This is a genomic window from Klebsiella sp. BIGb0132, from assembly GCF_024810075.1.
GTDB lineage: Bacteria > Pseudomonadota > Gammaproteobacteria > Enterobacterales > Enterobacteriaceae > Klebsiella > Klebsiella terrigena.
Map to the genome: position 1 here is coordinate 1 of NZ_JANUDW010000021.1, position 22,921 is coordinate 22,921.

Annotated in this window: 20 protein-coding genes; 12 read left to right on the forward strand and 8 right to left on the reverse strand. The window is 57.0% G+C overall.

All coding sequences use genetic code 11. The features are described from left to right. The first annotated feature begins 452 nt into the window (after positions 1–452). Entirely contained in the window at positions 453–2,042 is a 1,590-nt protein-coding gene (gene purH / locus M2416_RS26700; protein WP_076948185.1) for a bifunctional phosphoribosylaminoimidazolecarboxamide formyltransferase/IMP cyclohydrolase, read from the forward strand. A 15-nt stretch (positions 2,043–2,057) separates the two neighbouring features. Next, a complete protein-coding gene (purD, locus tag M2416_RS26705) occupies positions 2,058–3,347 on the forward strand; it encodes a phosphoribosylamine--glycine ligase (RefSeq protein WP_076948186.1) in 1,290 nt (429 codons plus the stop codon). A gap of 179 nt (positions 3,348–3,526) precedes the next feature. On the opposite strand, the gene M2416_RS26710 is transcribed toward purD, so the two are convergent. The 6 genes from M2416_RS26710 to nudC form a co-directional block, all read right to left on the reverse strand. Continuing rightward, entirely contained in the window at positions 3,527–4,219 is a 693-nt protein-coding gene (locus tag M2416_RS26710; RefSeq protein WP_045858041.1) for a DUF1481 domain-containing protein, read from the reverse strand. 12 nt (positions 4,220–4,231) lie between these two features. Next, positions 4,232–4,504, reverse strand: a complete 273-nt coding sequence (gene hupA / locus M2416_RS26715) for a nucleoid-associated protein HU-alpha (protein ID WP_004097675.1) — start codon at positions 4,502–4,504, stop codon at positions 4,232–4,234. Positions 4,505–4,689: 185 nt separating this feature from the next. Further along, positions 4,690–5,280, reverse strand: a complete 591-nt coding sequence (locus tag M2416_RS26720) for a YjaG family protein (protein WP_041143557.1) — start codon at positions 5,278–5,280, stop codon at positions 4,690–4,692. A 42-nt stretch (positions 5,281–5,322) separates the two neighbouring features. After that, a complete protein-coding gene (nfi, locus tag M2416_RS26725) occupies positions 5,323–5,994 on the reverse strand; it encodes a deoxyribonuclease V (RefSeq protein WP_259227598.1) in 672 nt (223 codons plus the stop codon). Between the two features lie 9 nt (positions 5,995–6,003). Next, the gene (hemE, locus tag M2416_RS26730; protein ID WP_041143555.1) at positions 6,004–7,068 is read right to left on the reverse strand and encodes a uroporphyrinogen decarboxylase; all 1,065 of its coding nucleotides are present in this window, start codon (positions 7,066–7,068) and stop codon (positions 6,004–6,006) included. A 41-nt stretch (positions 7,069–7,109) separates the two neighbouring features. Continuing rightward, positions 7,110–7,883 carry an NAD(+) diphosphatase gene (gene nudC / locus M2416_RS26735; protein ID WP_041143554.1) on the reverse strand — a complete coding sequence of 258 codons (774 nt, stop codon included), beginning with the start codon at positions 7,881–7,883 and terminating at the stop codon, positions 7,110–7,112. Positions 7,884–7,976: 93 nt separating this feature from the next. Between nudC and M2416_RS26740 the strand changes: the two genes are divergently transcribed. The 10 genes from M2416_RS26740 (at position 7,977) to M2416_RS26785 (ending at position 16,871) form a co-directional block, all read left to right on the forward strand. Next, positions 7,977–8,474, forward strand: coding sequence for an Rsd/AlgQ family anti-sigma factor (locus M2416_RS26740; protein ID WP_076948188.1), 498 nt, complete (start codon positions 7,977–7,979; stop codon positions 8,472–8,474). Between the two features lie 364 nt (positions 8,475–8,838). Then, positions 8,839–10,734 (forward strand): phosphomethylpyrimidine synthase ThiC, encoded by a 1,896-nt coding sequence (gene thiC / locus M2416_RS26745; protein ID WP_076948189.1) that lies wholly within the window; start codon positions 8,839–8,841, stop codon positions 10,732–10,734. Beyond that, the gene (thiE, locus tag M2416_RS26750) at positions 10,734–11,369 is read left to right on the forward strand and encodes a thiamine phosphate synthase (RefSeq protein WP_076948190.1); all 636 of its coding nucleotides are present in this window, start codon (positions 10,734–10,736) and stop codon (positions 11,367–11,369) included. Before thiC ends, thiE begins: the two co-directional genes overlap by 1 nt. Continuing rightward, positions 11,362–12,117, forward strand: a complete 756-nt coding sequence (locus M2416_RS26755) for a HesA/MoeB/ThiF family protein (RefSeq protein ID WP_076948191.1) — start codon at positions 11,362–11,364, stop codon at positions 12,115–12,117. The genes thiE and M2416_RS26755 overlap by 8 nt, the downstream gene beginning before the upstream one ends. Beyond that, positions 12,101–12,301: a sulfur carrier protein ThiS gene (gene thiS / locus M2416_RS26760; protein ID WP_076948192.1), complete on the forward strand. Its 201-nt coding sequence runs from the start codon at positions 12,101–12,103 to the stop codon at positions 12,299–12,301. Before M2416_RS26755 ends, thiS begins: the two co-directional genes overlap by 17 nt. Position 12,302: 1 nt before the next feature. Next, complete coding sequence (gene thiG / locus M2416_RS26765; protein WP_259227599.1) at positions 12,303–13,073, forward strand: thiazole synthase; 771 nt, start codon at positions 12,303–12,305, stop codon at positions 13,071–13,073. Then, positions 13,070–14,203, forward strand: a complete 1,134-nt coding sequence (gene thiH, locus M2416_RS26770) for a 2-iminoacetate synthase ThiH (protein ID WP_041143547.1) — start codon at positions 13,070–13,072, stop codon at positions 14,201–14,203. The genes thiG and thiH overlap by 4 nt, the downstream gene beginning before the upstream one ends. 341 nt (positions 14,204–14,544) lie before the next feature. Then, the gene (locus M2416_RS26775; protein ID WP_076948194.1) at positions 14,545–16,077 is read left to right on the forward strand and encodes a sensor domain-containing diguanylate cyclase; all 1,533 of its coding nucleotides are present in this window, start codon (positions 14,545–14,547) and stop codon (positions 16,075–16,077) included. A 173-nt stretch (positions 16,078–16,250) separates the two neighbouring features. After that, a complete protein-coding gene (locus tag M2416_RS26780; protein WP_041143545.1) occupies positions 16,251–16,556 on the forward strand; it encodes a PTS sugar transporter subunit IIB in 306 nt (101 codons plus the stop codon). A 3-nt stretch (positions 16,557–16,559) separates the two neighbouring features. After that, positions 16,560–16,871 (forward strand): PTS lactose/cellobiose transporter subunit IIA, encoded by a 312-nt coding sequence (locus M2416_RS26785; protein ID WP_259227602.1) that lies wholly within the window; start codon positions 16,560–16,562, stop codon positions 16,869–16,871. 49 nt (positions 16,872–16,920) lie between these two features. Here M2416_RS26785 and M2416_RS26790 read toward each other — a convergent pair whose 3' ends face one another. Beyond that, entirely contained in the window at positions 16,921–18,261 is a 1,341-nt protein-coding gene (locus M2416_RS26790; protein WP_041143543.1) for an anaerobic C4-dicarboxylate transporter, read from the reverse strand. A gap of 410 nt (positions 18,262–18,671) precedes the next feature. Beyond that, positions 18,672–22,895, reverse strand: a complete 4,224-nt coding sequence (gene rpoC, locus M2416_RS26795; protein ID WP_041143542.1) for a DNA-directed RNA polymerase subunit beta' — start codon at positions 22,893–22,895, stop codon at positions 18,672–18,674. Between the last annotated feature and the right edge of the window lie 26 nt (positions 22,896–22,921).

Sequence of the window (22,921 nt, forward strand, 5' to 3'; positions counted from 1 at the left end):
ACGCTTTCCTCTTTCAGAGTCAACCCTTTAATTCAGGATTTTTCTCTTCAATCGAACCGGCTAGTTAGTGTGAAGTGATTCACATCCGCCGTGTCGATGGAGGCGCATTATAGGGAGTTCTCGAGCGCCCGCAATAGTTAAATTGCAGAAAAATGACTGACTGCTGCATTCCCCAGCAAAACCCCGGTTTATACCCTCTTACGCACAGAATTATCCACAGACCGTCGGCGATCCTTCTCTATAAAGGCCGTCGCAGCGCCCTTCTATAAGGAGAGATAAGGAAAGATTTCCCCCTGCAAAGAGAAAGATAAAAATTCGCGAGCGTTGCGCAAACGTTTTCGTTACAATGCCGCGCTATGACACGGACGCCCGGTTGGGTGCGTTAGGTGAGTTTTTAGGCAAAAACTCACCTAACGCTCTCTGTAATATTCAAATCCTGGGGATTTAATACCATGCAACAACGTCGTCCAGTCCGCCGCGCCCTGCTCAGTGTTTCTGATAAGGCCGGTATCGTCGAATTCGCGCAGGCTCTTTCCGCTCGTGGTGTTGAGCTACTCTCTACGGGTGGTACCGCACGCCTGCTGGCAGAGAAAGGCCTGCCGGTAACCGAAGTCTCTGACTACACCGGTTTCCCGGAAATGATGGATGGACGCGTGAAGACCCTGCATCCGAAAGTACACGGCGGCATTCTGGGTCGTCGCGGACAGGATGATGAGATCATGGCGCAGCACGCTATCTCTCCTATTGATATGGTCGTCGTTAACCTCTACCCGTTTGCCCAGACCGTCGCCCGTGAAGGCTGCTCGCTGGAAGATGCGGTTGAGAACATCGATATCGGCGGCCCGACCATGGTGCGCTCTGCGGCCAAGAACCATAAAGATGTCGCTATCGTTGTTAAGAGCAGCGACTACGCCGCCATTATTAAAGAGATGGACGCCAACGAAGGCTCCCTGACTCTCGACACCCGTTTCGACCTCGCTATTAAAGCTTTCGAGCACACCGCAGCCTATGACAGCATGATTGCCAACTACTTCGGCAGCATGGTTCCGGCCTATCATGGTGAAACTCAGGAAGCTTCAGGCCGCTTCCCGCGTACCCTGAACCTGAACTTCATTAAGAAGCAGGATATGCGCTACGGTGAAAACAGCCATCAGCAGGCTGCCTTCTATATAGAAGAAGAAATTAAGGAAGCATCCGTTGCCACCGCGCAGCAGCTGCAGGGCAAAGCGCTTTCCTATAACAACATTGCCGATACCGATGCGGCGCTGGAGTGCGTGAAAGAGTTCAGCGAGCCGGCGTGCGTCATCGTCAAGCACGCCAACCCGTGCGGCGTTGCGGTAGGCGATTCCCTGCTGGATGCCTACGACCGCGCCTATAAAACCGACCCAACCTCAGCGTTCGGCGGCATTATTGCCTTCAACCGCGAGCTGGATGCCGAAACCGCGCAGGCCATTATCTCCCGTCAGTTTGTCGAAGTGATCATCGCCCCGTCCGCTAGCGAAGCGGCGCTGAAAATCACCGCGGCGAAACAGAACGTCCGCGTCCTGACCTGCGGCGAGTGGACCTCACGCGTACCGGGCCTTGATTTCAAACGCGTTAACGGTGGGCTGCTGGTACAGGATCGCGATCTGGGCATGGTCACCCATGCTGAGCTGCGCGTGGTCAGCAAGCGCCAGCCAACCGAGCAGGAGCTGCGTGATGCGCTGTTCTGCTGGAAAGTCGCCAAGTTCGTCAAATCCAACGCTATCGTGTATGCCAAAGAGAATATGACCATCGGCATAGGCGCAGGCCAGATGAGCCGCGTTTACTCCGCCAAAATTGCCGGAATTAAAGCCGGCGACGAAGGCCTGGAAGTGAAAGGCTCAGCAATGGCGTCCGACGCATTCTTCCCGTTCCGTGACGGCATTGATGCGGCCGCGGCAGTTGGCGTGAGCTGCGTGATCCAGCCTGGCGGCTCTATTCGCGACGAAGAGGTGATTGCCGCTGCCGACGAGCACGGTATCGCCATGATCTTCACCGACATGCGCCATTTCCGCCATTAATTCACGGAGTAACACATGAAAGTATTAGTGATTGGTAACGGCGGCCGCGAGCACGCGTTAGGCTGGAAAGCGGCGCAATCGCCGCTGGTTGATACCGTTTATGTTGCTCCGGGTAATGCCGGCACCGCCCTGGAGCCCGCGCTGCAGAACGTGGCTATCGGCGTGACCGACATTCCGGCGCTGCTGAGCTTCGCACAGCGCGAAAATATCGATCTGACCATCGTCGGCCCGGAAGCGCCGCTGGTGATTGGCATCGTCGATGCCTTCCGCGCCGCCGGACTGAAAATCTTCGGCCCAACGGAAGGTGCCGCGCAGCTCGAGGGCTCTAAGGCCTTTACCAAAGATTTCCTCGCGCGCCACAAGATCCCCACCGCCGAGTACCAGAACTTTACCGAGGTTGAGCCTGCCCTTGCGTACCTGCGTGAGAAAGGCGCGCCGATCGTTATCAAAGCTGACGGCCTGGCGGCCGGGAAAGGCGTGATTGTCGCCATGACGCTCGAAGAGGCGGAAGCCGCGGTTAACGATATGCTGGCTGGCAACGCCTTCGGCGACGCGGGCCACCGTATCGTTATCGAAGAGTTCCTCGACGGCGAAGAGGCCAGCTTTATCGTCATGGTTGACGGCGAACACGTGCTGCCGATGGCCACCAGCCAGGACCACAAACGCGTCGGTAACGGCGATACTGGCCCTAACACCGGCGGCATGGGCGCGTACTCTCCAGCTCCGGTGGTCACGGATGAAGTTCATCAGCGCACCATGGAGCGTATCATTTGGCCAACGGTCAAAGGGATGGCGGCGGAAGGCAATACCTATACCGGCTTTCTCTACGCGGGTCTGATGATCGATAAGCAGGGCAACCCGAAGGTAATCGAGTTCAACTGCCGCTTCGGCGATCCGGAAACTCAGCCCATCATGCTGCGCATGAAGTCGGACATGGTGGAGCTGTGCCTCGCCGCCTGCGACGGCAAGCTGGATGAGAAAACGTCAGAGTGGGACAGCCGCGCCTCTCTCGGCGTGGTCGTGGCCGCGGGCGGCTATCCGGGCAGCTACAGCACCGGCGACGAGATCTTTGGCCTGCCGCAGGAAGAAGCGGCGGATGGCAAAGTGTTCCATGCCGGCACCCAGCTTTCTGCCGACCAGCGCGTACTCACCAACGGCGGCCGCGTACTGTGCGTAACGGCGCTGGGCGATAGCGTGGCCCAGGCACAGCAGCGTGCCTATGAACTGCTTACCGATATCCGCTGGAACGGCAGCTTTAGCCGTGACGATATCGGCTGGCGCGCCATCGCTCGCGAGCAAAGCTAACGGCGTCGTTTCATCTGCCGGATTCACGCATCCTTCTTTATTAACGGGTGGCCTCAGTTTTGTGGCCGCCCGTTTTATTTGGCGCGCGGAGTAAGGTTCTGCAAGGATCGGCGGCGCGATGTCCGGCAGGTGCGGTAACGAGGATCGGATGTAGCGGAGTATGAAGCGCAGGTATAGCGTTAGAAGGTTTTTTCCTGCGGTTGCCAGGTACAGAAGTCTTCGTTTGCCACCAGCAGCAGCTGCGAACCTTCGGAGGCTTCCAGCCACGCGACGCTGACCTCGACGGAGGAGTGATCCTGGCGGCGGGCGATATGGGCTAACGCCCGGGCATCGAGGTCGGGCTTAACGGTCTGCCCTTCACAGGTGGTGACGGTCCGATCGGCGTGCCAGCGTCCCTGACGCAGCACAACGCGACCCTGACGCAACGCGTCGCTGGTCTGGCGGATCTGCGTCGCCCGGTAGCGGTAGAGCGCGACCTGGTCACTGGAGAGCTGCTGCTTTTGCCCGTCAATTTCACGCTGCATAAAGCTCAGCTCGCCCTGGTCATCAAAGCGGGCGCGAATATGTTCCGTGGTCTTGCCGTAAACGTTGAGCTCAATCAGCGTCAGCCGATCGCCCTGCCAGCGGTACTCGCTGGTTGAAGTGTTGCCGTGACGCCACGGGCTAAAAGCGGCGAGAAGATGCACCTCGCCATTGGAATCCATGCGCCAGATACGCATCGCTCCCTGGTTGTCAGCGTAGCCGCTGGCGGTAAAAGGCGGGAGCGAGGAATCATGGCTGCAGGCAGTGAGCAACAGTACGCCTGCCAGCGTCAGCGTGCGACGCCAGATAGACAAAAGGGGCTTAAAGGCCCCTTCGGTAAAACTGTACACTGCCACGCGGTCTTACTTAACTGCGTCTTTCAGTGCTTTGCCTGAAACAAACGCCGGCACGTTAGCAGCGGCAATTTTGATTTCATTACCGGTCTGCGGGTTGCGGCCAGTACGCTCAGCGCGGTGGTTCACTTTGAAGGTACCGAAACCAACCAGTTGGACAGCATCACCTTCTTTCAGAGACTCAGTAATTGCAGCCAGGGTAGATTCCAGGGCAGCTTTTGCCTGTGCTTTGGACAGGTCAGCTTTGTCCGCAATTACATCAATCAGTTGAGTCTTGTTCATAAGTTATCCTTACAATGTGTTTATCGCTTGCTAAGCACCGAGTGCGACGGAAATGCTGAAAAACACTCTCCTGCATACACGCACCGATAGCCACTTTTTTTCGCCCTCCAAATGTAGACCAGACGGGGGGCGGAATGGAAGCCTTCAGACGCTACAATTCAGGCGGTAAATCACGTTTTCTGGTCTCACTGCTGAAAATTTATACCAATATTGCTCTCGCCGGCTTCACGAAGGTCAGCGCGCAGTCCTTTTATCAGTTCAATATCGCGCTCTTCGCACTCGGCCAGCAGGCGGAAAATTTCCCACTGAATGTCCCATTCTTGTTCAACCGCCGGGTTTTCCTTGAGCTCTTCGTCGGTCATTTCACGACCTGCCTGGGTCATTTCCAGCATCGCGACGGTGGTAATGGAGCTCTTGCTCACCTCAATGGCGTGCTCGAGAGTTTCGCCGCTCAGGCGCGAGTGAACCAGCTCGCTTAATGCGACGCAGGCATCGATCGCCGGATAGACGCCGTACATATCATAGTCGTCAGCTGCCGGGATCGCCTCTTCCAGCTTCTCCAGCTGGCTATCAAAATTCACCTTCGCGTCTTTGACCGTTAAGGTTTCCCAGATCAGATCGAGGATACGGCGATACAGCTGACCATCGGCAAATTCGGTTTGCTGGCAAAACATGGCGTAATTGGGGTACATGCGCTCACACAAGCAGGCCATAAAAGTGACGTGCTGCCAGCTTTCCAGCTTCTCCAGGCGCAGATGAATCGGGTTTTGTAACATGATGAATTCTCGAAGTCAGAAATTAGCCGCAGTTTACCTGAATCAGCCGTGATTTGCTTGCCAACGGATAAACGCCGGGCGCTCTGATGCGACCGCATCCGCCCAGCGCGTCGGCTCCGGCAGGCGATAGCCTTTCATACAGCGTTCCACCCACATTAAGGCGCTATCCAGGCCAAGCCGGTGGCCGGTACTGATAAAGAGCGGGTTACAGCGCACCTTGCTGCGCAGAACCCACGCCAGCTGTTCGTTTTTATCCATCAACGCCGTCAGCGCCCCCGGCTCATCGCCCGGGGCGTCGCATTTGCCGCACAGGCGCTTTTTCGCCACGCCGATGGTGGGCACATCCACCAACAGCCCGAAATGGCTGGCTACGCCAAGACGGCGGGGATGGGAAATGCCGTGGCCGTCCACGAACAGCAGATCCGGTTTTTGCGAAAGCAGCTCCCACGCTGCCAGCAGCGCGGGGGTTTCACGAAAGGAGAGGAAGCCGGGAATATAGGGCATGGTGGTAGCAACGCGCGCCACCTGATATTCAACCAGCTCCAGCGAAGGCCAGGCCAGCAGCACCATCGCCGCTCGGGTGACTTCTCCTTCCTGCTCAAACCCAACATCCGCGCCGCCGATCAGCTGAGGCGGATCGCGATCCAGCCGATCTTCACGAATGACCGATTCTGCTAAATCCCGCTGCAGGGTACGTAGAGAAGCCAAATCCATAGTCGCTCCTTAGCGATGATACTGTGCTGACAGCCGGTGAACCGCCTCCACAAACACGCCAGCATGCGCAGGATCCACGTCCTGATGAATGCCGTGTCCGAGGTTGAAGACGTGGCCTTCTCCCTGACCAAAGCCGGCAAGGATTGTTGCCACTTCTTCTTCAATGCGGGCTGCGGGCGCGTAAAGCATGGAGGGATCCATATTGCCCTGCAGCGCGACCTTGTGGCCAACGCGACGACGCGCATCGGCGATATCGGTTGTCCAGTCGAGGCCCAGCGCGTCGCAGCCGGTTTCCGCAATCGCCTCCAGCCACTGTCCGCCGCCTTTGGTAAAGAGGGTCACCGGCACGCGGCGGCCTTCATTTTCACGCAGCAGGCCATCGACGATTTTATGCATGTAGTAGAGCGAGAACTGCTGATAATCACGGCCGGTCAGCACTCCGCCCCAGGTATCAAAAATCATCACCGACTGAGCGCCGGCTTTGATCTGGGCGTTCAGGTACAGCGTGACGCTTTTGGCCAGCTTGTCGAGCAGCGCGTGCAGCGCCTTCGGCTCGGCGTACATCATCTTCTTAATCACGGTAAAGGCTTTGCTGCTACCGCCTTCAACCATATAGGTCGCCAGCGTCCACGGGCTGCCGGAGAAGCCAATCAGCGGAACCTCACCTTTGAGCTCGCGGCGGATGGTGCGTACCGCGTTCATAACATAGCCGAGCTCATCTTCCGGATCGGGAATCGGCAGCTTATCGACATCCGCCCTGCAGGTAATCGGTGAGGTAAAGCGCGGGCCTTCTCCGGTTTCGAAGTACAGCCCCAGCCCCATCGCATCCGGGATGGTTAAAATGTCAGAGAAGAGGATCGCCGCGTCCAGCGCATAGCGGCGCAGCGGCTGCAGCGTCACTTCGCAGGCCAGCTCGGCATTTTTACACAGCGACATAAAGTCGCCCGCTTCGGCGCGAGTGGCCTTGTACTCCGGTAAATAGCGGCCCGCCTGGCGCATCATCCACACCGGGGTCACATCAACGGGCTGGCGCAGCAGCGCACGCAGATAACGATCGTTCTTCAGTTCGGTCATTTTGCAGTTCCTTCAATGCGTCAGGCCATCATTGTATCACGTCATTCATAGTCGGCCCGGCACATCGCCACCGTATCTTCAATCAGACGGCGCGCCACGGTTCCCGGCGGCGGCAGAAGCGGTAAATCGTCGTAGCGATACCAGCCCGCCTCCAGCAGCTCTTTGCGATCGATGACAATCTCACCGCTGTCGTATTCCGCCATAAATGCGGTCATCAGCGACTGCGGGAACGGCCAGGGCTGGGAAGTCACGTAGCGCAGGTTTTTCACCTTAATGCCGCACTCTTCCATCACCTCGCGCGCCACCGTCTGTTCGAGGGTCTCCCCCACTTCAACAAAGCCGGCCAGCACCGTATGCACGCCGTTGCGGTGGCGGGTATGCTGCGCCAGCAGGATAGAGTCTTCCCGGCGAATGGCGACAATCATGCACGGTGCGATTTGCGGATAGTAGCGCTCGCGGCAGTGGCTACACAGCATCGCCCATTCGGTTTTGCTCGGGTGCATCGGGTGCCCGCAGTAGCCGCAGAACTTGTGCGAGCGATAAAACTCGGCCAGCTGAATACCGCGGCCCGCCAGCTGAAACAGGCCAGGGTCCTGATCCAGCACCTGCCGCAGCGATCCCATATCCTGCCGACGATCCTGGCGTATCAGCCACACCGCGTCGCCTTGCCATTCGCCAATATGCTGCGCGTGCTGGCCGACAAGATTAAAATTTACCGCTTCGCCGTGTGGTAATTCCCCGCCGGGTAACCATAATTTTTGTTCGTGACTGACGATCCACCAGCCGCGATCTAATTTTTCAATAATACGATCCATATCTATTGCACTACCTTCGTTTTACTGGCACTTTTAACATTATATTTACATTTTGGTGAGCAACGTTATTTTCTTAATCTTGCGGAGTCAACCATGTTAAACCAGCTGGAAAACCTAACGGAACGTGTTGGAGGCAGTAATGAACTGGTCGATCGCTGGCTGCATGTACGTAAGCATTTGCTCGTGGCTTACTACAAGCTGGTTGGCCTGAAACCCGGCAAAGAGTCATTTATGCGGCTTAATGAAAAGTCGCTGGATAACTTTTGCCAAAGCCTGGTGGATTACCTCTCATCCGGTCATTTTAGTATTTATGAACGTATTATCGGGGAAATGGAAGGCGATGCGCCACTTTTGGCCGCCACCAGGCTCTATCCACAGCTGGAAGCCAACACCCAGCAGATTATGGATTATTACGACACCTGCCTCGAAAACGCTATCGATCACGATAACTATCTCGAGTTCCAGCAGGCGCTCTCGGATATCGGCGAAGCCCTGGAAGCGCGCTTTGCGCTTGAAGATAAGCTGCTCGCCCTGGCCGTGACCTATAACCTGAAAGACAGCATCAGCGACAATATCGCGCCGACTGCTTGAGTTGTGAGCCGTTAACGAGTAGTTTACATACATTCCCCCTCTCCGGAGGGGGTTTTATCTTGTCGGAGTGCCCATTTTCCAAAAAGCATTCGTGATGCCCTCAAGGTGACAAGTCAGTGAACCTCCAGGAACTTACATTAGTAAGTAAACGGAGTGAGCGGACGAAGCCAACGAAGAGACAGCGCGAAGGATAAAGTGGAAAAGGCTGAGACCGTTAATTCGGGATCCGCGGAACCTGATCAGGCTAATACCTGCGAAGGGAACAAGAGTAAACTGCAAAGAGCGGTCGTCCCTCCAGGACCCAACGCATCTGTTACTCCATCCGTCGTCTGACAAGCCATCTCCTTTTCGTCTGGAATGAGCTATGTCTACAGAAAAACTGACCCGTCGACAGCAGCGCGAACGCGCCCAGCACTTTATCGACACTCTTGAAGGTTCGGTCTTCCCCAACTCACAGCGTATCTACATTCAGGGTTCGCAGGATAATATTCGCGTCCCGATGCGTGAAATCCAGCTCAGCCCCACGCTTATCGGCGGCGGCAAAGAAAATCCGCGCTATGAAGACAACGAAGCGATCCCGGTGTACGACACCTCCGGCCCCTACGGCGATCCCGATATTGCGATCGATGTCCATCAGGGTCTGGCAAAGCTGCGCCAGCCGTGGATTGACGCGCGTAACGATAGCGAGCCGCTCAGCCATCGCAGCTCCGCCTACACCCAGCAGCGCCTGGCCGATGACGGCCTCGATGAGCTGCGCTTTAGCCGCCTGCTGACGCCAAAGCGGGCCGCCGCAGGCCGCTGCGTCACCCAGCTCCACTACGCCCGCCGGGGCCTCGTCACGCCGGAGATGGAGTTTATCGCCATCCGCGAAAACATGGGCCGCGAGCGCATTCGTAGCGCAGTGCTGCGCCACCAGCATCCGGGAGAGGGGTTTGGTGCCCATCTGCCGGACAACATCACCCCGGAGTTTGTCCGTGACGAAGTGGCCGCCGGCCGCGCCATTATTCCTGCCAATATCAACCATCCCGAGTCGGAGCCGATGATTATCGGCCGTAATTTCCTGGTCAAAGTTAACGCCAATATCGGCAACTCTGCCGTCACCTCGTCCATTGAGGAGGAGGTGGAAAAGCTGGTGTGGTCAACCCGCTGGGGAGCGGATACGGTGATGGATCTCTCCACCGGCCGCTATATCCACGAAACCCGCGAGTGGATCCTGCGTAACAGCCCGGTGCCTATCGGTACGGTGCCGATCTACCAGGCGCTGGAAAAAGTGAACGGCATTGCCGAGGACCTGAACTGGGAAGCGTTTCGCGATACCCTGCTGGAGCAGGCGGAGCAAGGCGTTGACTACTTCACCATCCATGCCGGCGTCCTGCTGCGCTACGTTCCGCTGACGGCTAAACGCCTCACCGGTATCGTCTCCCGCGGCGGTTCGATCATGGCGAAATGGTGCCTGTCGCACCATCAGGAAAACTTCCTCTATCAGCACTTCCGCGAAATCTGCGAAATCTGCGCCGCCTACGACGTCTCGCTCTCGCTGGGCGACGGTCTGCGCCCCGGATCTATCCAGGACGCCAACGATGAAGCGCAGTTTGCCGAGCTGCGAACCTTAGGCGAGCTGACGAAAATCGCCTGGGAGTACGACGTGCAGGTGATGATTGAAGGCCCGGGCCACGTGCCGATGCAGATGATCCGCCGCAACATGACCGAAGAGCTGGAGCACTGCCACGAAGCGCCGTTCTATACCCTCGGGCCGTTAACCACCGATATCGCTCCGGGCTACGATCACTTCACTTCCGGCATTGGCGCCGCGATGATCGGCTGGTTTGGCTGCGCGATGCTCTGCTACGTGACGCCGAAAGAGCACCTCGGGCTGCCGAACAAAGAGGACGTGAAGCAGGGGCTGATCACCTACAAAATCGCCGCCCACGCCGCCGACCTCGCCAAAGGCCATCCCGGGGCGCAGATCCGCGATAACGCCATGTCCAAAGCGCGTTTTGAGTTCCGCTGGGAGGACCAGTTCAACCTCGCCCTCGACCCCTTCACCGCCCGCGCCTGGCACGATGAAACCCTGCCGCAGGAGTCGGGAAAAGTCGCCCACTTCTGCTCCATGTGCGGACCCAAATTCTGTTCAATGAAAATCAGCCAGGAAGTGCGCGACTACGCCGCCCGCCAGGATATCGAAAGCGGAATGGCCGATATGTCGCAGGACTTCCGCACCCGCGGCGGCGAAATCTATTTACGTAAGGAGCAAGCCTGATGTATCAACCCGATTTTCCACCCGTCCCTTTTCGTTTGGGACTCTACCCGGTCGTGGATAGCGTGGTGTGGATTGAACGTCTGCTGAAAGCGGGCGTGCGCACCATCCAGCTGCGAATCAAGGATAAGCGTGAGGCCGACGTTGAGGATGACGTTATCGCCGCTATCGCGCTCGGCCGGCAGTATCACGCCCGGCTGTTTATCAACGACTACTGGCAGCTGGCCATTACGCATCAGGCCTGGGGCGTGCACCTCGGCCAGGAGGATCTGGAGACGACGGACCTGAACGCGATTCGCCATGCCGGGCTGCGCCTCGGCGTCTCGACGCATGATGATATGGAGATTGACGTCGCCCTGGCGGCACGTCCTTCGTATATCGCATTAGGCCACGTTTTCCCGACGCAAACCAAGCAGATGCCCTCCGCACCGCAGGGGCTGGAGCAGCTGGCGCACCATATCAGCCGGCTACAGGACTACCCAACGGTGGCGATTGGCGGCATCAGCCTCGAACGCGCGCCGGCGGTACTTGGCACCGGCGTTGGCAGCATTGCCGTGGTCAGCGCGATTACCCAGGCGGCGGACTGGCAGCAGGCCACCGCGCAGCTGCTGGAAATGGCGGGAGCAGGCGATGAATGATAGCGATTTTATGCGCTACAGCCGCCAGCTGATGCTGGAAGATATCGCCATCGAAGGCCAGCAGAAGCTGCTGGCCAGCCGGGTGCTGATCGTCGGACTCGGCGGGCTCGGCTCCCCCGCGGCGCTCTATCTGGCGGGCGCCGGTGTCGGTACGCTGGTCCTCGCCGACGACGACGATGTTCACGTCAGCAACCTGCAGCGGCAGATTTTGTTCACCAGCGACGACATTGCCCAGCCGAAAGCGACGGCCGCCCGACAGCGGCTGGCGCGGCTCAATCCGCAAATCGATGTTATCCCCCTGCGGCAGCGGCTGAGCGGCGAAGCGCTGCTGACGGAAGTGGCGCAGGCCGATCTGGTACTGGACTGTACCGATAATATGGCGAGCCGCCAGGCCATTAACGCCGCCTGCGTAACCCGCACAACGCCGTTAATTACCGCCAGCGCCGTCGGGCTTGGCGGTCAGCTGATGGTTCTGACCCCGCCGTGGGAGCAGGGCTGCTATCGCTGCCTGTGGCCGGATACGGCCGAACCCGAGCGTAGCTGCCGCACCGCGGGCATTATCGGGCCGGTGGTCGGCATGATGGGTACGCTGCAGGCGCTGGAGGCGATCAAGCTGCTCTCCGGCATGGTCACGCCGCGTAATACGCTGCGGCTGTTTGACGCCCGTACCAGCGCCTGGCGCAGCCTGGCGCTACAGCGGGCGCAGAGCTGCCCGGTATGCGGAGGACAACATGCAGATTTGGTTTAACGACGAGCCGCTCCGCTGCGCCGATGCGCTCACCGTCGCCGCCCTGCTCGCTCAGCTGGAACAGCAGCAGGCGGGTATCGCGCTGGCGCTCAATCAACAGGTTCTGCCGCGCGAGCGGTGGGATCTCCATCTTCTGCAGGAAGGCGATCGGGTCCTGCTTTTTCAGGTTATCGCCGGAGGCTGACATGTTACGTATCGCAGACAAAACGTTCGACTCACACATTTTTACCGGTACCGGGAAATTTTCCGCACCGGAACTCATGGTCGAGGCGATCCGCGCCTCGGGAAGCCAGCTGGTGACGCTGGCGATGAAGCGCGTCGATTTACGTCAGCACAATGATGCGATCCTCGCGCCTTTACTGGCCGCCGGCGTCAGCCTGCTGCCGAATACGTCAGGGGCAAAAACGGCGGAAGAGGCCGTGTTCGCCGCCCGCCTGGCACGGGAGGCCCTGGGCACTCACTGGCTGAAGCTGGAGATCCATCCTGACGCACGCTGGCTGCTGCCGGACCCCATCGAAACCCTGAAGGCGGCGGAGATCCTGGTACGGGAAGGTTTCGTGGTTCTGCCCTACTGCGGCGCCGACCCGGTGCTGTGTAAGCGCCTGGAGGAGGCGGGCTGCGCGGCGGTGATGCCGCTTGGCGCGCCCATCGGCTCGAATCAGGGGCTGGAAACCCGCGCCATGCTGGAAATCATTATCACCCAGGCCAGAGTACCGGTAGTCGTTGATGCCGGTATTGGCGTGCCCAGCCATGCGGCGCAGGCGCTGGAGATGGGCGCCGACGCGGTGCTGGTGAATACCGCAATCGCCGTCGCCGACGATCCGGTAACCATGGCGCGCGCGTTTCGTCTGGCGGTAGAAGCGGGCCTGCTGGCCCGTCAGGCCGGACCCGGCGCGCGCAGCGCCCAGGCGCAGGCCACCAGCCCGCTAACCGGTTTTCTGGAGGCGCTGGCATGAGCACCTTTAGCGACCGCTGGAAGCAGCTGGAGTGGGATGATATCCGCCTGCGCATCAACAGCAAAACCCCCGCCGACGTTGAACGGGCGATAGCGGCAAAACAGCTTACTCGCGATGATATGATGGCCCTGCTCTCCCCCGCCGCCGCCGGCTATCTGGAGCCGCTGGCGCAGCGCGCGCAGCGCCTGACCCGCCAGCGCTTTGGCAACACCGTCAGCTTCTACGTTCCCCTCTATCTCTCTAACCTGTGCGCGAACGACTGCACCTACTGCGGCTTTTCGATGAGCAATCGCATCAAGCGTAAGACGCTGGATAGCGACGAAATTACCCGCGAGTGCGCCGCCATCCGCCAGATGGGCTTTGAGCATCTGCTGCTGGTCACCGGCGAACATCAGGGGAAGGTGGGGATGGACTATTTTCGCCAGCATCTACCGGCGATCCGCAGCCGGTTCTCCTCACTGCAAATGGAGGTGCAGCCGCTGAGCACCGAAGAGTACGCCGAGCTGAAAACGCTCGGCCTGGACGGCGTGATGGTCTATCAGGAAACCTATCATGAAAGCATGTACGCCCAGCATCATCTGAAGGGGAAGAAGCAGGACTTCTTCTGGCGTCTGGATACGCCGGATCGCCTTGGCGAGGCGGGGATCGATAAGATCGGCCTGGGCGCACTCATTGGCCTCTCCGATAGCTGGCGCGTGGATTGCTATATGGTCGCCGAGCATCTGCTGTGGCTCCAGCAGCATTACTGGCGCAGCCGCTACTCGGTCTCCTTCCCCCGGCTGCGGCCGTGCGCCGGCGGGATCGAACCGGCATCGCTGATGGACGAGCGCCAGCTGGTGCAGACCATCTGCGCCTTCCGCCTGCTGGCACCGGAGGTTGAGCTGTCGCTTTCAACCCGCGAATCCCCCGATTTCCGCGATCGGGTGATCCCGCTGGCCATTAACAACGTCAGCGCATTTTCAAAAACGCAGCCCGGCGGCTACGCCGATAATCACCCCGAGCTGGAGCAGTTTGCTCCTCACGACGGCCGCCGCCCCGAAGAGGTCGCCAGCGCGCTGGTCGCTCGCGGGCTGCAGCCGGTGTGGAAAGACTGGGATAGCTGGCTGGGACGCGCGACGCAGTCGCCCTGAAGAGGAGTGTAACGACCTGAGTAGTTTGCGAGCCTGAACGCGAGAACAAAAACGGCAGATTGCTTACCCTCTGCCGTTTTCCTATTCTGCTCCTGTCAGCAGCGGAAGCTGACCAGGGCGATAATTTCTCTTCCTCATTTTCGCCCTGCCTCCTTAATGGATAACCGATACGGATAGCCGATGGACAGCAGGCGAAACCCCAGCCACGATGAATTTAAATCCCTTGCCCTGGAAGGGCGTGGTTATAATTGACGAATAGTTACCTGATTCGCTCGGCAGGCATGCTGGCTAAACCTGCGTATTAACCCACGGTTTATATCTTCTGGAACGATTTACGACTCATGGCTCGTCACAACAGAAAACTCTCTTTTACTACGCCGATTCTGGTGGGGTTTGCGGGGATTTTACTCAGTTTTTTACTGATCGCAGCGTTCGTCATTACCACTCAGAAAAAGAATTTTCTTGAGGACTATCACCACGTTAATCGCAACTTCACCCACAATCTGGCCATTAACTACACCGAATCGCTGCTCCGCGAAAATGATTATATTCTCAGCCGCGCCACCACCTTTTTCTCCCGCAATGACGAGCTCAATAGCGCCGTTAATCTCGATCGGCAGAAAGGTTTACGCGCGCTGATGCAGCTCCAGGAGCTGATGCAAACCGTCTCTTCTATCTCGCTGGCGGACACCCAGGCGCACTACCTGCGCGCGCCGGAGGTGCTGGAGACGGAAGATAGCCGGACGTTCGATCCTCAATCTCGTCCGTGGTTTATCAAACAGGCGGAAGCCAGTACGTTCAGCCTCTACACCAGCCCCTACCTGGACTACTTTACCCATCGCCCTACCGTTACCCTCTATCGCCCGGTCATCTCCCCGGAAGGACGGCTCAAAGGCAGCCTCGCCTTCCATATGGATCTGACGTCGATGGGGTACGCGCTGCGGCAAATGGTAGCACCGGTGCAGGGCGAGTTTTTTGTCGTGCAGCGCGACGGCAAAGTGGTGCTCCATCCGGATCCTGGCGCCCTGTTTAAGCCCTACGTCAGCAGCCGCCTGATGGATGACATGACCAGCGCAGAGGGCCAGCTGTACGATACCGCCAGCGATAGCTGGTATTACTACTATTCGTTTACTAATCCCGACTGGTTCGTCATCTATCGCGTCGATAATTCCACCCTGATCGACCTGACGCGCTATGAAACCGATATTGTCGCCTGGGGATTTGTCCTCGGCGCCATTGTCATTATCCTGTTCGGCCTCTACCTGCGCCACGCTTCGCGCACGGTGCTGATGAATATCATCAACGCCATTAAGACCGGCGACGTCCAGCGCGCCCCGCGGCTGGAAGCGATGCTGAGCAAGGCTATCGAAAGCAATAAGCAGCGCGAGCTCACCTACGTGCGCCAGGCCACCATCGATGCCCTGACCGGCTGTAAAAACCGCCGCGCCTTCGATAGCGACATCGCGGCGTTGATGAACGATCATCAGCCGTTCGCCCTGGCGCTGGTCGACATCGATAACTTTAAATCGATTAACGACACCTGGGGCCACCTCAACGGCGATATCGTTCTGCGCAGCGTCGCCCGTGAAGGGCTGCAAATCCTGCAGCCGCTGCAGATTTCACTCTACCGCTACGGCGGAGAGGAGTTTGCCGTGGTATTTACCGCAGAGCATCTCACTCATGCCCATACGCTGCTCGAAAGCTGGCGGATTAAGATCGCCCAGCGCACCTGGCGTGAAGAGGGGCTGAGCGTAACCTTCAGCGCCGGCCTCGGCGAATGGAATATGGAGCCGCTGGATAAACTGGTGGTCAGCGTGGACGAAGCGCTCTATAAAGCGAAACAGCAGGGTAAGAATCGGATAGTCAGAACCTAAAGCGCCTACCCTTGTAAAGCCCGCTTCGGCGGGCTTTTTTGTCTTTTCAGCCCGCAAACCGAAACCGGTTTCATTATTTTGTGATGCCTTACACACAATCGCTGCAAAGCGGTTGTTCCGTCACCCTGCCCGCGCTAAAGATGGTACATCAAGGAACATAAAGGCGACGAACTATGAAGAATATCGTTTTATGCTGTGCCGCAGGTATGTCCACCAGCATGCTGGTTCAACGTATGCAAGCTGCCGCGCAGCAGAAAGGGGTGGAAGTCTCGATTAAAGCCGTGCCGGTGGCCGAATTTAAGGACAACCTGGCGGCTGCCGATATTATCCTGCTGGGCCCGCAGGTGAAATACGAGCAGGCAAAACTGCAGGCGCTGGCCGATCCATTCGGTAAAAAAGTCGCCGTTATCGATATGATGGATTACGGCATGATGAAAGGCGATGCCGTTCTGGATAAAGCCCTGAAGTTGATGGAGTAAGAGATGGAAGATTTAGAAACGATCATTATGGAGCTGTTGGTTAACGCCGGTTCCGCGCGTAGCTCTGCATTAACCGCACTGCAGCTGGCGCGCAAAGGTGATTTTGCCGCCGCCGAGCAGGCGATGACAGAATCTCATGAATTTGTGAAGCACGCGCACAAAATCCAGACCCAGCTTATCGGTCTGGATGAAGGGTCCGGCAAGCTTCCGGTCAACCTGATTACCGTTCACTCTCAGGACCACCTGATGAACGCGATGGTCATCCAGGATCTGGCGACCGATATGATCGAACTGTATCGCCGTATTCCGCAGTAAATAAAACCGCTTTATGCAGCAGGTGCCCGTTCGGCACCTGCTTTTTTTATTACAGAAATCCGTAGAGCGCGGCAAATATCCAGCCAAATACGCACGAGACGCTGACGCCAATGAGCCCCGGCAGAATAAAGCTGTGGTTAATCACAAAGCGGCCGATGCGGGTCGTCCCCGAGCGGTCGAACTGAATAGCGGCCAGGTCACTGGGGTAGGTTGGCAGAATATAATAACCGTAGCACGCCGGCGCGGACGCCACGATATAGGCCGGGTCGACGCCAATCGCCAGCGCAACCGGGACAATCGCCGCCAGCGCCGCCGCCTGCGAGTTGACGAATTTGGAGACAATCAGCAGGACGATAGCGTAGGCCCACGGATACTCTTTTACCATCTCGCCCAGCACGCCCTTAATCTCCGACATGTGCGCACCAAACATGGTCTCCGCCATCCATGCAATGCCGTATACCGCCACAATGGCGATCATTCCCGAGCGAAATACCTCATTTTTAGAAATAGAGGCCGGATTGGTTTTGGTAATGATGATGATCAGCGCCCCGGAGAGCAGCATAAACATCTGGATAACCAGCACCATCGACAGCGGCTTGCCGTCGAATACGGGCCGCAGCTCGGAAAATGCGCCCAGCAGGGCGACCACGACAATCGACGCCAGGAAGATCCACATCGCCACCCAGTTGCTGGCCGGCAGCTTGCGGTCCAGCAGCGTTGCGGTGTCGCCGTAGACGTAGTGGCGGTTTTCCGGCGTCGCGATAAATGCCTGGAACTCTTCGTCTTTATCCAAATCCTTGCCGCGGAACCAGCTAAAAATACCGATCGCCAGAATGCCCAGCAGGGTGGAAGGGATGGTGATCGCCAGCAGGTCGAGAAACTCCAGGTGCTTGCCGTTAAACGTAAAGTTACCGAGCATTGCCACCAGCGAAACGACCGCGACGGAAACCGGGCTGGCGATAATACCCATCTGTGCGCCAATGGAGCTTGCCGCCATAGGACGCTCGGGACGAATATTATTCTTAATCGCGACGTCATAGATAATCGGCAGGATGGTATAGACCACGTGGCCGGTGCCGCACAGGATAGTCAGCGTACAGGTGACAAATGGCGCAACGATTGAAACGTACTTTGGATTACGCCGCAGGAGCTTTTCGGCAATCTGCAGCATCACGTCTAACCCGCCAGAAGCCTGTAGCGTCGCCGAGGCGGCCACTACCGCAATAATCACCAGCATGACATCAACCGGCGGTTTTCCCGGCTGAAGATGGAAGACAAAGACTAAAATAACCAGCCCGATGCCGCCTAAAAGGCCCAGCGCAATCCCACCTTTTCTGGCCCCATAAAACAAACACACTAAGATAATGATGAGTTGTATAGCAAATTCCATGCATCCCCCAGAACCACTCTATTAGGTCGAAAACATCTATCGCGGTCGTCTCATTCTTATTTAGCGACCTCCTCAATGGCATTTTAAATAGACGAAGCGGCGCCTCAGCGGGTGAGAACTAAAAATAAGGAAAGGCGCAATCACCTGATTATCCGGATTTTTTGACTATACCTTTTTTGATTTTTAATTTTTTGATACGCGTAGAACTTTTACCCATATATTTACTATGGAATAAAAACAGGAGCGGCTGGCGGGTTTTATATTAATAGAATAAGGCTTAATTGCTGCTTAGCTATTAATGGAATGTAATCAAATATAGATTAAATAAAATCACGCGCCGTTGCGGCGGCGCAGGAATAAAAAAAGCCAGTCAGGAGACCTGACTGGCTTTTTCAGCATAGCGTCAACGATTAATCGTTGTCTGAACCGCCCAGACCCGCGTTCAGCAGCTCTGCCAGGTTAGCAGAAGCTTCTTCAACGGTAACCTGCGGTGCAGCAGGCTGTTCGCCAGCCGCCTTGCGGCGCATACGATCCTGGTGGTACGCATAGCCGGTACCCGCCGGGATCAGACGACCCACGATAACGTTCTCTTTCAGGCCACGCAGTTCGTCGCGTTTGCCCGCAACGGCTGCTTCGGTCAGGACACGGGTAGTCTCCTGGAACGATGCTGCAGAGATGAACGATTCGGTTGCCAGAGACGCTTTGGTGATACCCAGCAGGTCACGGGAGTAAGTTGCCGCAACTTTGCCATTCGCTTCCAGATCGCGGTTAGCAATCTTGACGCGGGAGTATTCAACCTGCTCGCCTTCCAGGAAGTCGGAGCTACCGGCACTGTCGATGGTCGCTTTACGCAGCATCTGACGAACGATAACTTCAATGTGCTTATCGTTAATCTTAACGCCTTGCAGACGGTAAACGTCCTGTACTTCGTTGGTGATATAACGCGTTACCGCGTGTACGCCACGAAGACGCAGAATGTCGTGCGGCGCTTCCGGACCGTCGGAAACCACGTCACCACGTTCTACACGTTCACCTTCAAACACGTTCAGCTGACGCCATTTCGGAATCATCTCTTCGTATGGATCGCTACCGTCTAACGGAGTGATGACCAGACGACGTTTACCTTTGGTTTCTTTACCGAAGGAGATGATACCGCTGATTTCTGCCAGAATTGCCGGCTCTTTCGGGCGACGCGCTTCGAACAGGTCAGCAACGCGCGGCAGACCACCGGTGATATCCTTGGTACCGCTGGATTCCTGAGGAATACGCGCCAGTGCGTCACCCGCACTGATCTGGATACCATCTTCCAGCTGGACGATCGCTTTACCCGGCAGGAAGTACTGCGCAGGCATATCGGTGCCAGGGATCAGAACGTCGTTACCGTTAGCATCAACGATTTTCAGGGCCGGACGCAGGTCTTTACCGCCCGCTGTACGCTCTGCAGAATCCAGAACGACCAGCGAAGACAGACCGGTCAGCTCGTCGGTCTGACGAGTAATGGTCTGGCCGTCAATCATGTCAGTAAAGCGGATGAAACCACTTACTTCAGTGATAACCGGCATGGTGTGCGGATCCCAGTTTGCTACGGTTTCGCCGCCAGCAACCTGCTCACCATCACCTTTACCCATCACCGCACCGTAAGGAACTTTATAGCTCTCTTTGGTACGACCGAATTCGTCGATCAGCTTCAGTTCGGTGTTACGCGAGGTCACTACCAGCTTACCGGCAGAGTTGACAACCGATTTAGCGTTGCTAAGACGGATGCTACCTTTGTTTTTCACCTGGATGCTGGATTCAGCAGCCGCACGAGATGCCGCACCACCGATGTGGAACGTACGCATCGTCAGCTGTGTACCCGGCTCACCGATGGACTGTGCCGCGATAACGCCGATAGCCTCGCCTTTGTTGATGATGTGGCCACGCGCCAGGTCACGACCGTAGCAGTGCGCACATACACCAAAGTCGGTGTCACAGGATACGACGGAACGCACTTTGACGGAGTCAACGGAGTTCTCTTCCAGCAGATCACACCAGTGCTCGTGCAGCAGCGTGTTGCGTGGAACCAGAATATCCGCAGTACCCGGCTTCAGAACGTCTTCAGCGGTCACACGACCCAGTACGCGATCGCGCAGCGGCTCTTTAACATCACCACCCTCGATAACCGGAGTCATGGTGATGCCTTCCAGGGTGCCACAGTCGTCTTCAGTAACAACCAGGTCCTGTGCAACGTCAACCAGACGACGAGTCAGGTAACCGGAGTTCGCTGTTTTCAGTGCGGTATCCGCCAGACCTTTACGCGCACCGTGCGTGGAGATGAAGTACTGGAGTACGTTCAGACCTTCACGGAAGTTCGCGGTGATCGGCGTTTCGATGATGGAGCCATCCGGCTTCGCCATCAGACCACGCATACCAGCCAGCTGACGAATCTGTGCCGCAGAACCACGCGCACCGGAGTCGGCCATCATGTAGATGCTGTTGAAGGAAACCTGCTGCTCTTCGACGCCGTCACGGTTAATAACGGTTTCGGTTTGCAGGTTATCCATCATCGCTTTGGATACACGATCGTTCGCCGCAGCCCAGATATCGATAACTTTGTTGTAGCGTTCGCCCGCGGTAACCAGACCGGACTGGAACTGTTCCTGGATCTCAGCAACTTCAGCTTCCGCTTCGCTGATGATCTCGTGTTTTTTCTCCGGGATGACCATGTCATCAATACCAACGGATGCACCTGAACGCGCTGCATAAGCAAAGCCGGTGTACATCGTCTGGTCCGCAAAAATAACGGTCGGTTTCAGGCCCAGAATACGGTAGCAGGTGTTCAGCATCTTAGAGATCGCTTTCTTACCCAGTGCCTGGTTCACGATAGTGAACGGCAGACCTTTAGGCACGATCATCCACAGAATCGCACGGCCAACGGTCGTGTCTTTCAGGCTGGTTTTCGCTACGAACTGGTCGTTTTCGTCTTTTTCGTATTCGGTGATACGCACTTTAACGCGCGCATGCAGAGAGGCCAGGCCAGCGCGATAAATACGCTCGGCTTCTTTCGGGCCAGTCAGCACCATGCCTTCGCCTTTGGCGTTAACACAGTCACGGGTCATGTAGTACAGACCCAGAACAACGTCCTGAGACGGAACGATGATAGGCTCGCCGTTCGCCGGGGACAGGATGTTGTTGGTAGACATCATCAGCGCACGCGCTTCGAGCTGGGCTTCCAGCGTCAGCGGTACGTGAACAGCCATCTGGTCACCATCGAAGTCGGCGTTATATGCCGCACAGACCAGCGGGTGCAGCTGGATAGCTTTACCTTCGATCAGTACCGGCTCAAATGCCTGGATACCCAAACGGTGCAGGGTTGGTGCACGGTTCAGCAGTACCGGGTGCTCGCGGATAACTTCGTCCAGGATATCCCAAACGACAGCTTCTTCGCGCTCAACCATTTTCTTCGCAGCTTTAATGGTGGTAGCAAGACCACGCAGTTCCAGCTTGCCGTAGATGAACGGTTTGAACAGCTCCAGCGCCATTTTCTTCGGCAGACCGCACTGATGCAGACGCAGGTATGGACCTACGGTGATAACAGAACGACCGGAGTAGTCAACGCGTTTACCCAGCAGGTTCTGACGGAAACGACCCTGTTTACCTTTGATCATATCGGCCAAAGATTTCAGAGGACGTTTGTTAGAACCGGTGATAGCACGACCGCGACGACCGTTATCCAGCAGGGCGTCAACCGCTTCCTGCAGCATACGTTTTTCGTTGCGTACGATGATATCCGGCGCAGCCAGATCCAGCAGACGTTTCAGACGGTTGTTACGGTTAATGACGCGACGATACAAATCGTTCAGGTCAGAAGTCGCGAAACGACCACCATCCAGCGGAACCAGCGGACGCAGATCTGGCGGCAGAACCGGCAGAACGGTCAGGATCATCCACTCCGGCTTGTTGCCAGACTGAACGAAAGCTTCCAGCAGTTTGATACGCTTGGTCAGCTTTTTACGCTTGGTTTCGGAGTTGGTTTCGTTCAGCTCTTCACGCAGCTGTTCGCATTCCTGCTCCAGATCCATGCTCTTCAGCAGGGCCTGAATAGCTTCGGCGCCCATCTTCGCGTCGAACTCGTCGCCGAACTCTTCCAGCGCGTCCAGATACTGCTCTTCTGTCAGGATCTGGTTGCGTTCGAGGTTCGTCATCCCGCCTTCGATAACCACATAAGATTCGAAGTACAGAACGCGTTCGATATCACGCAGCGGCATATCCAGCAGCAGGCCGATACGGGACGGCAGCGACTTCAGGAACCAAATGTGGGCGGTCGGAGACGCCAGCTCGATGTGGCCCATGCGCTCACGACGCACTTTAGTCTGGGTCACTTCAACGCCGCACTTCTCACAGATCACACCACGGTGTTTCAGGCGCTTGTACTTACCGCACAGGCACTCGTAGTCTTTTACTGGCCCGAAAATACGCGCACAGAAAAGGCCGTCACGTTCTGGTTTGAACGTACGGTAGTTAATGGTTTCCGGCTTTTTAACTTCACCGAAAGACCATGAACGGATCATGTCTGGCGAGGCCAGAGCAATTTTGATCGCATCAAACTCTTCGGTTTTAGTCTGCGCTTTCAGAAACTTTAATAAATCTTTCACGGATTTGCTCCCGTCGGAGTTAGCAC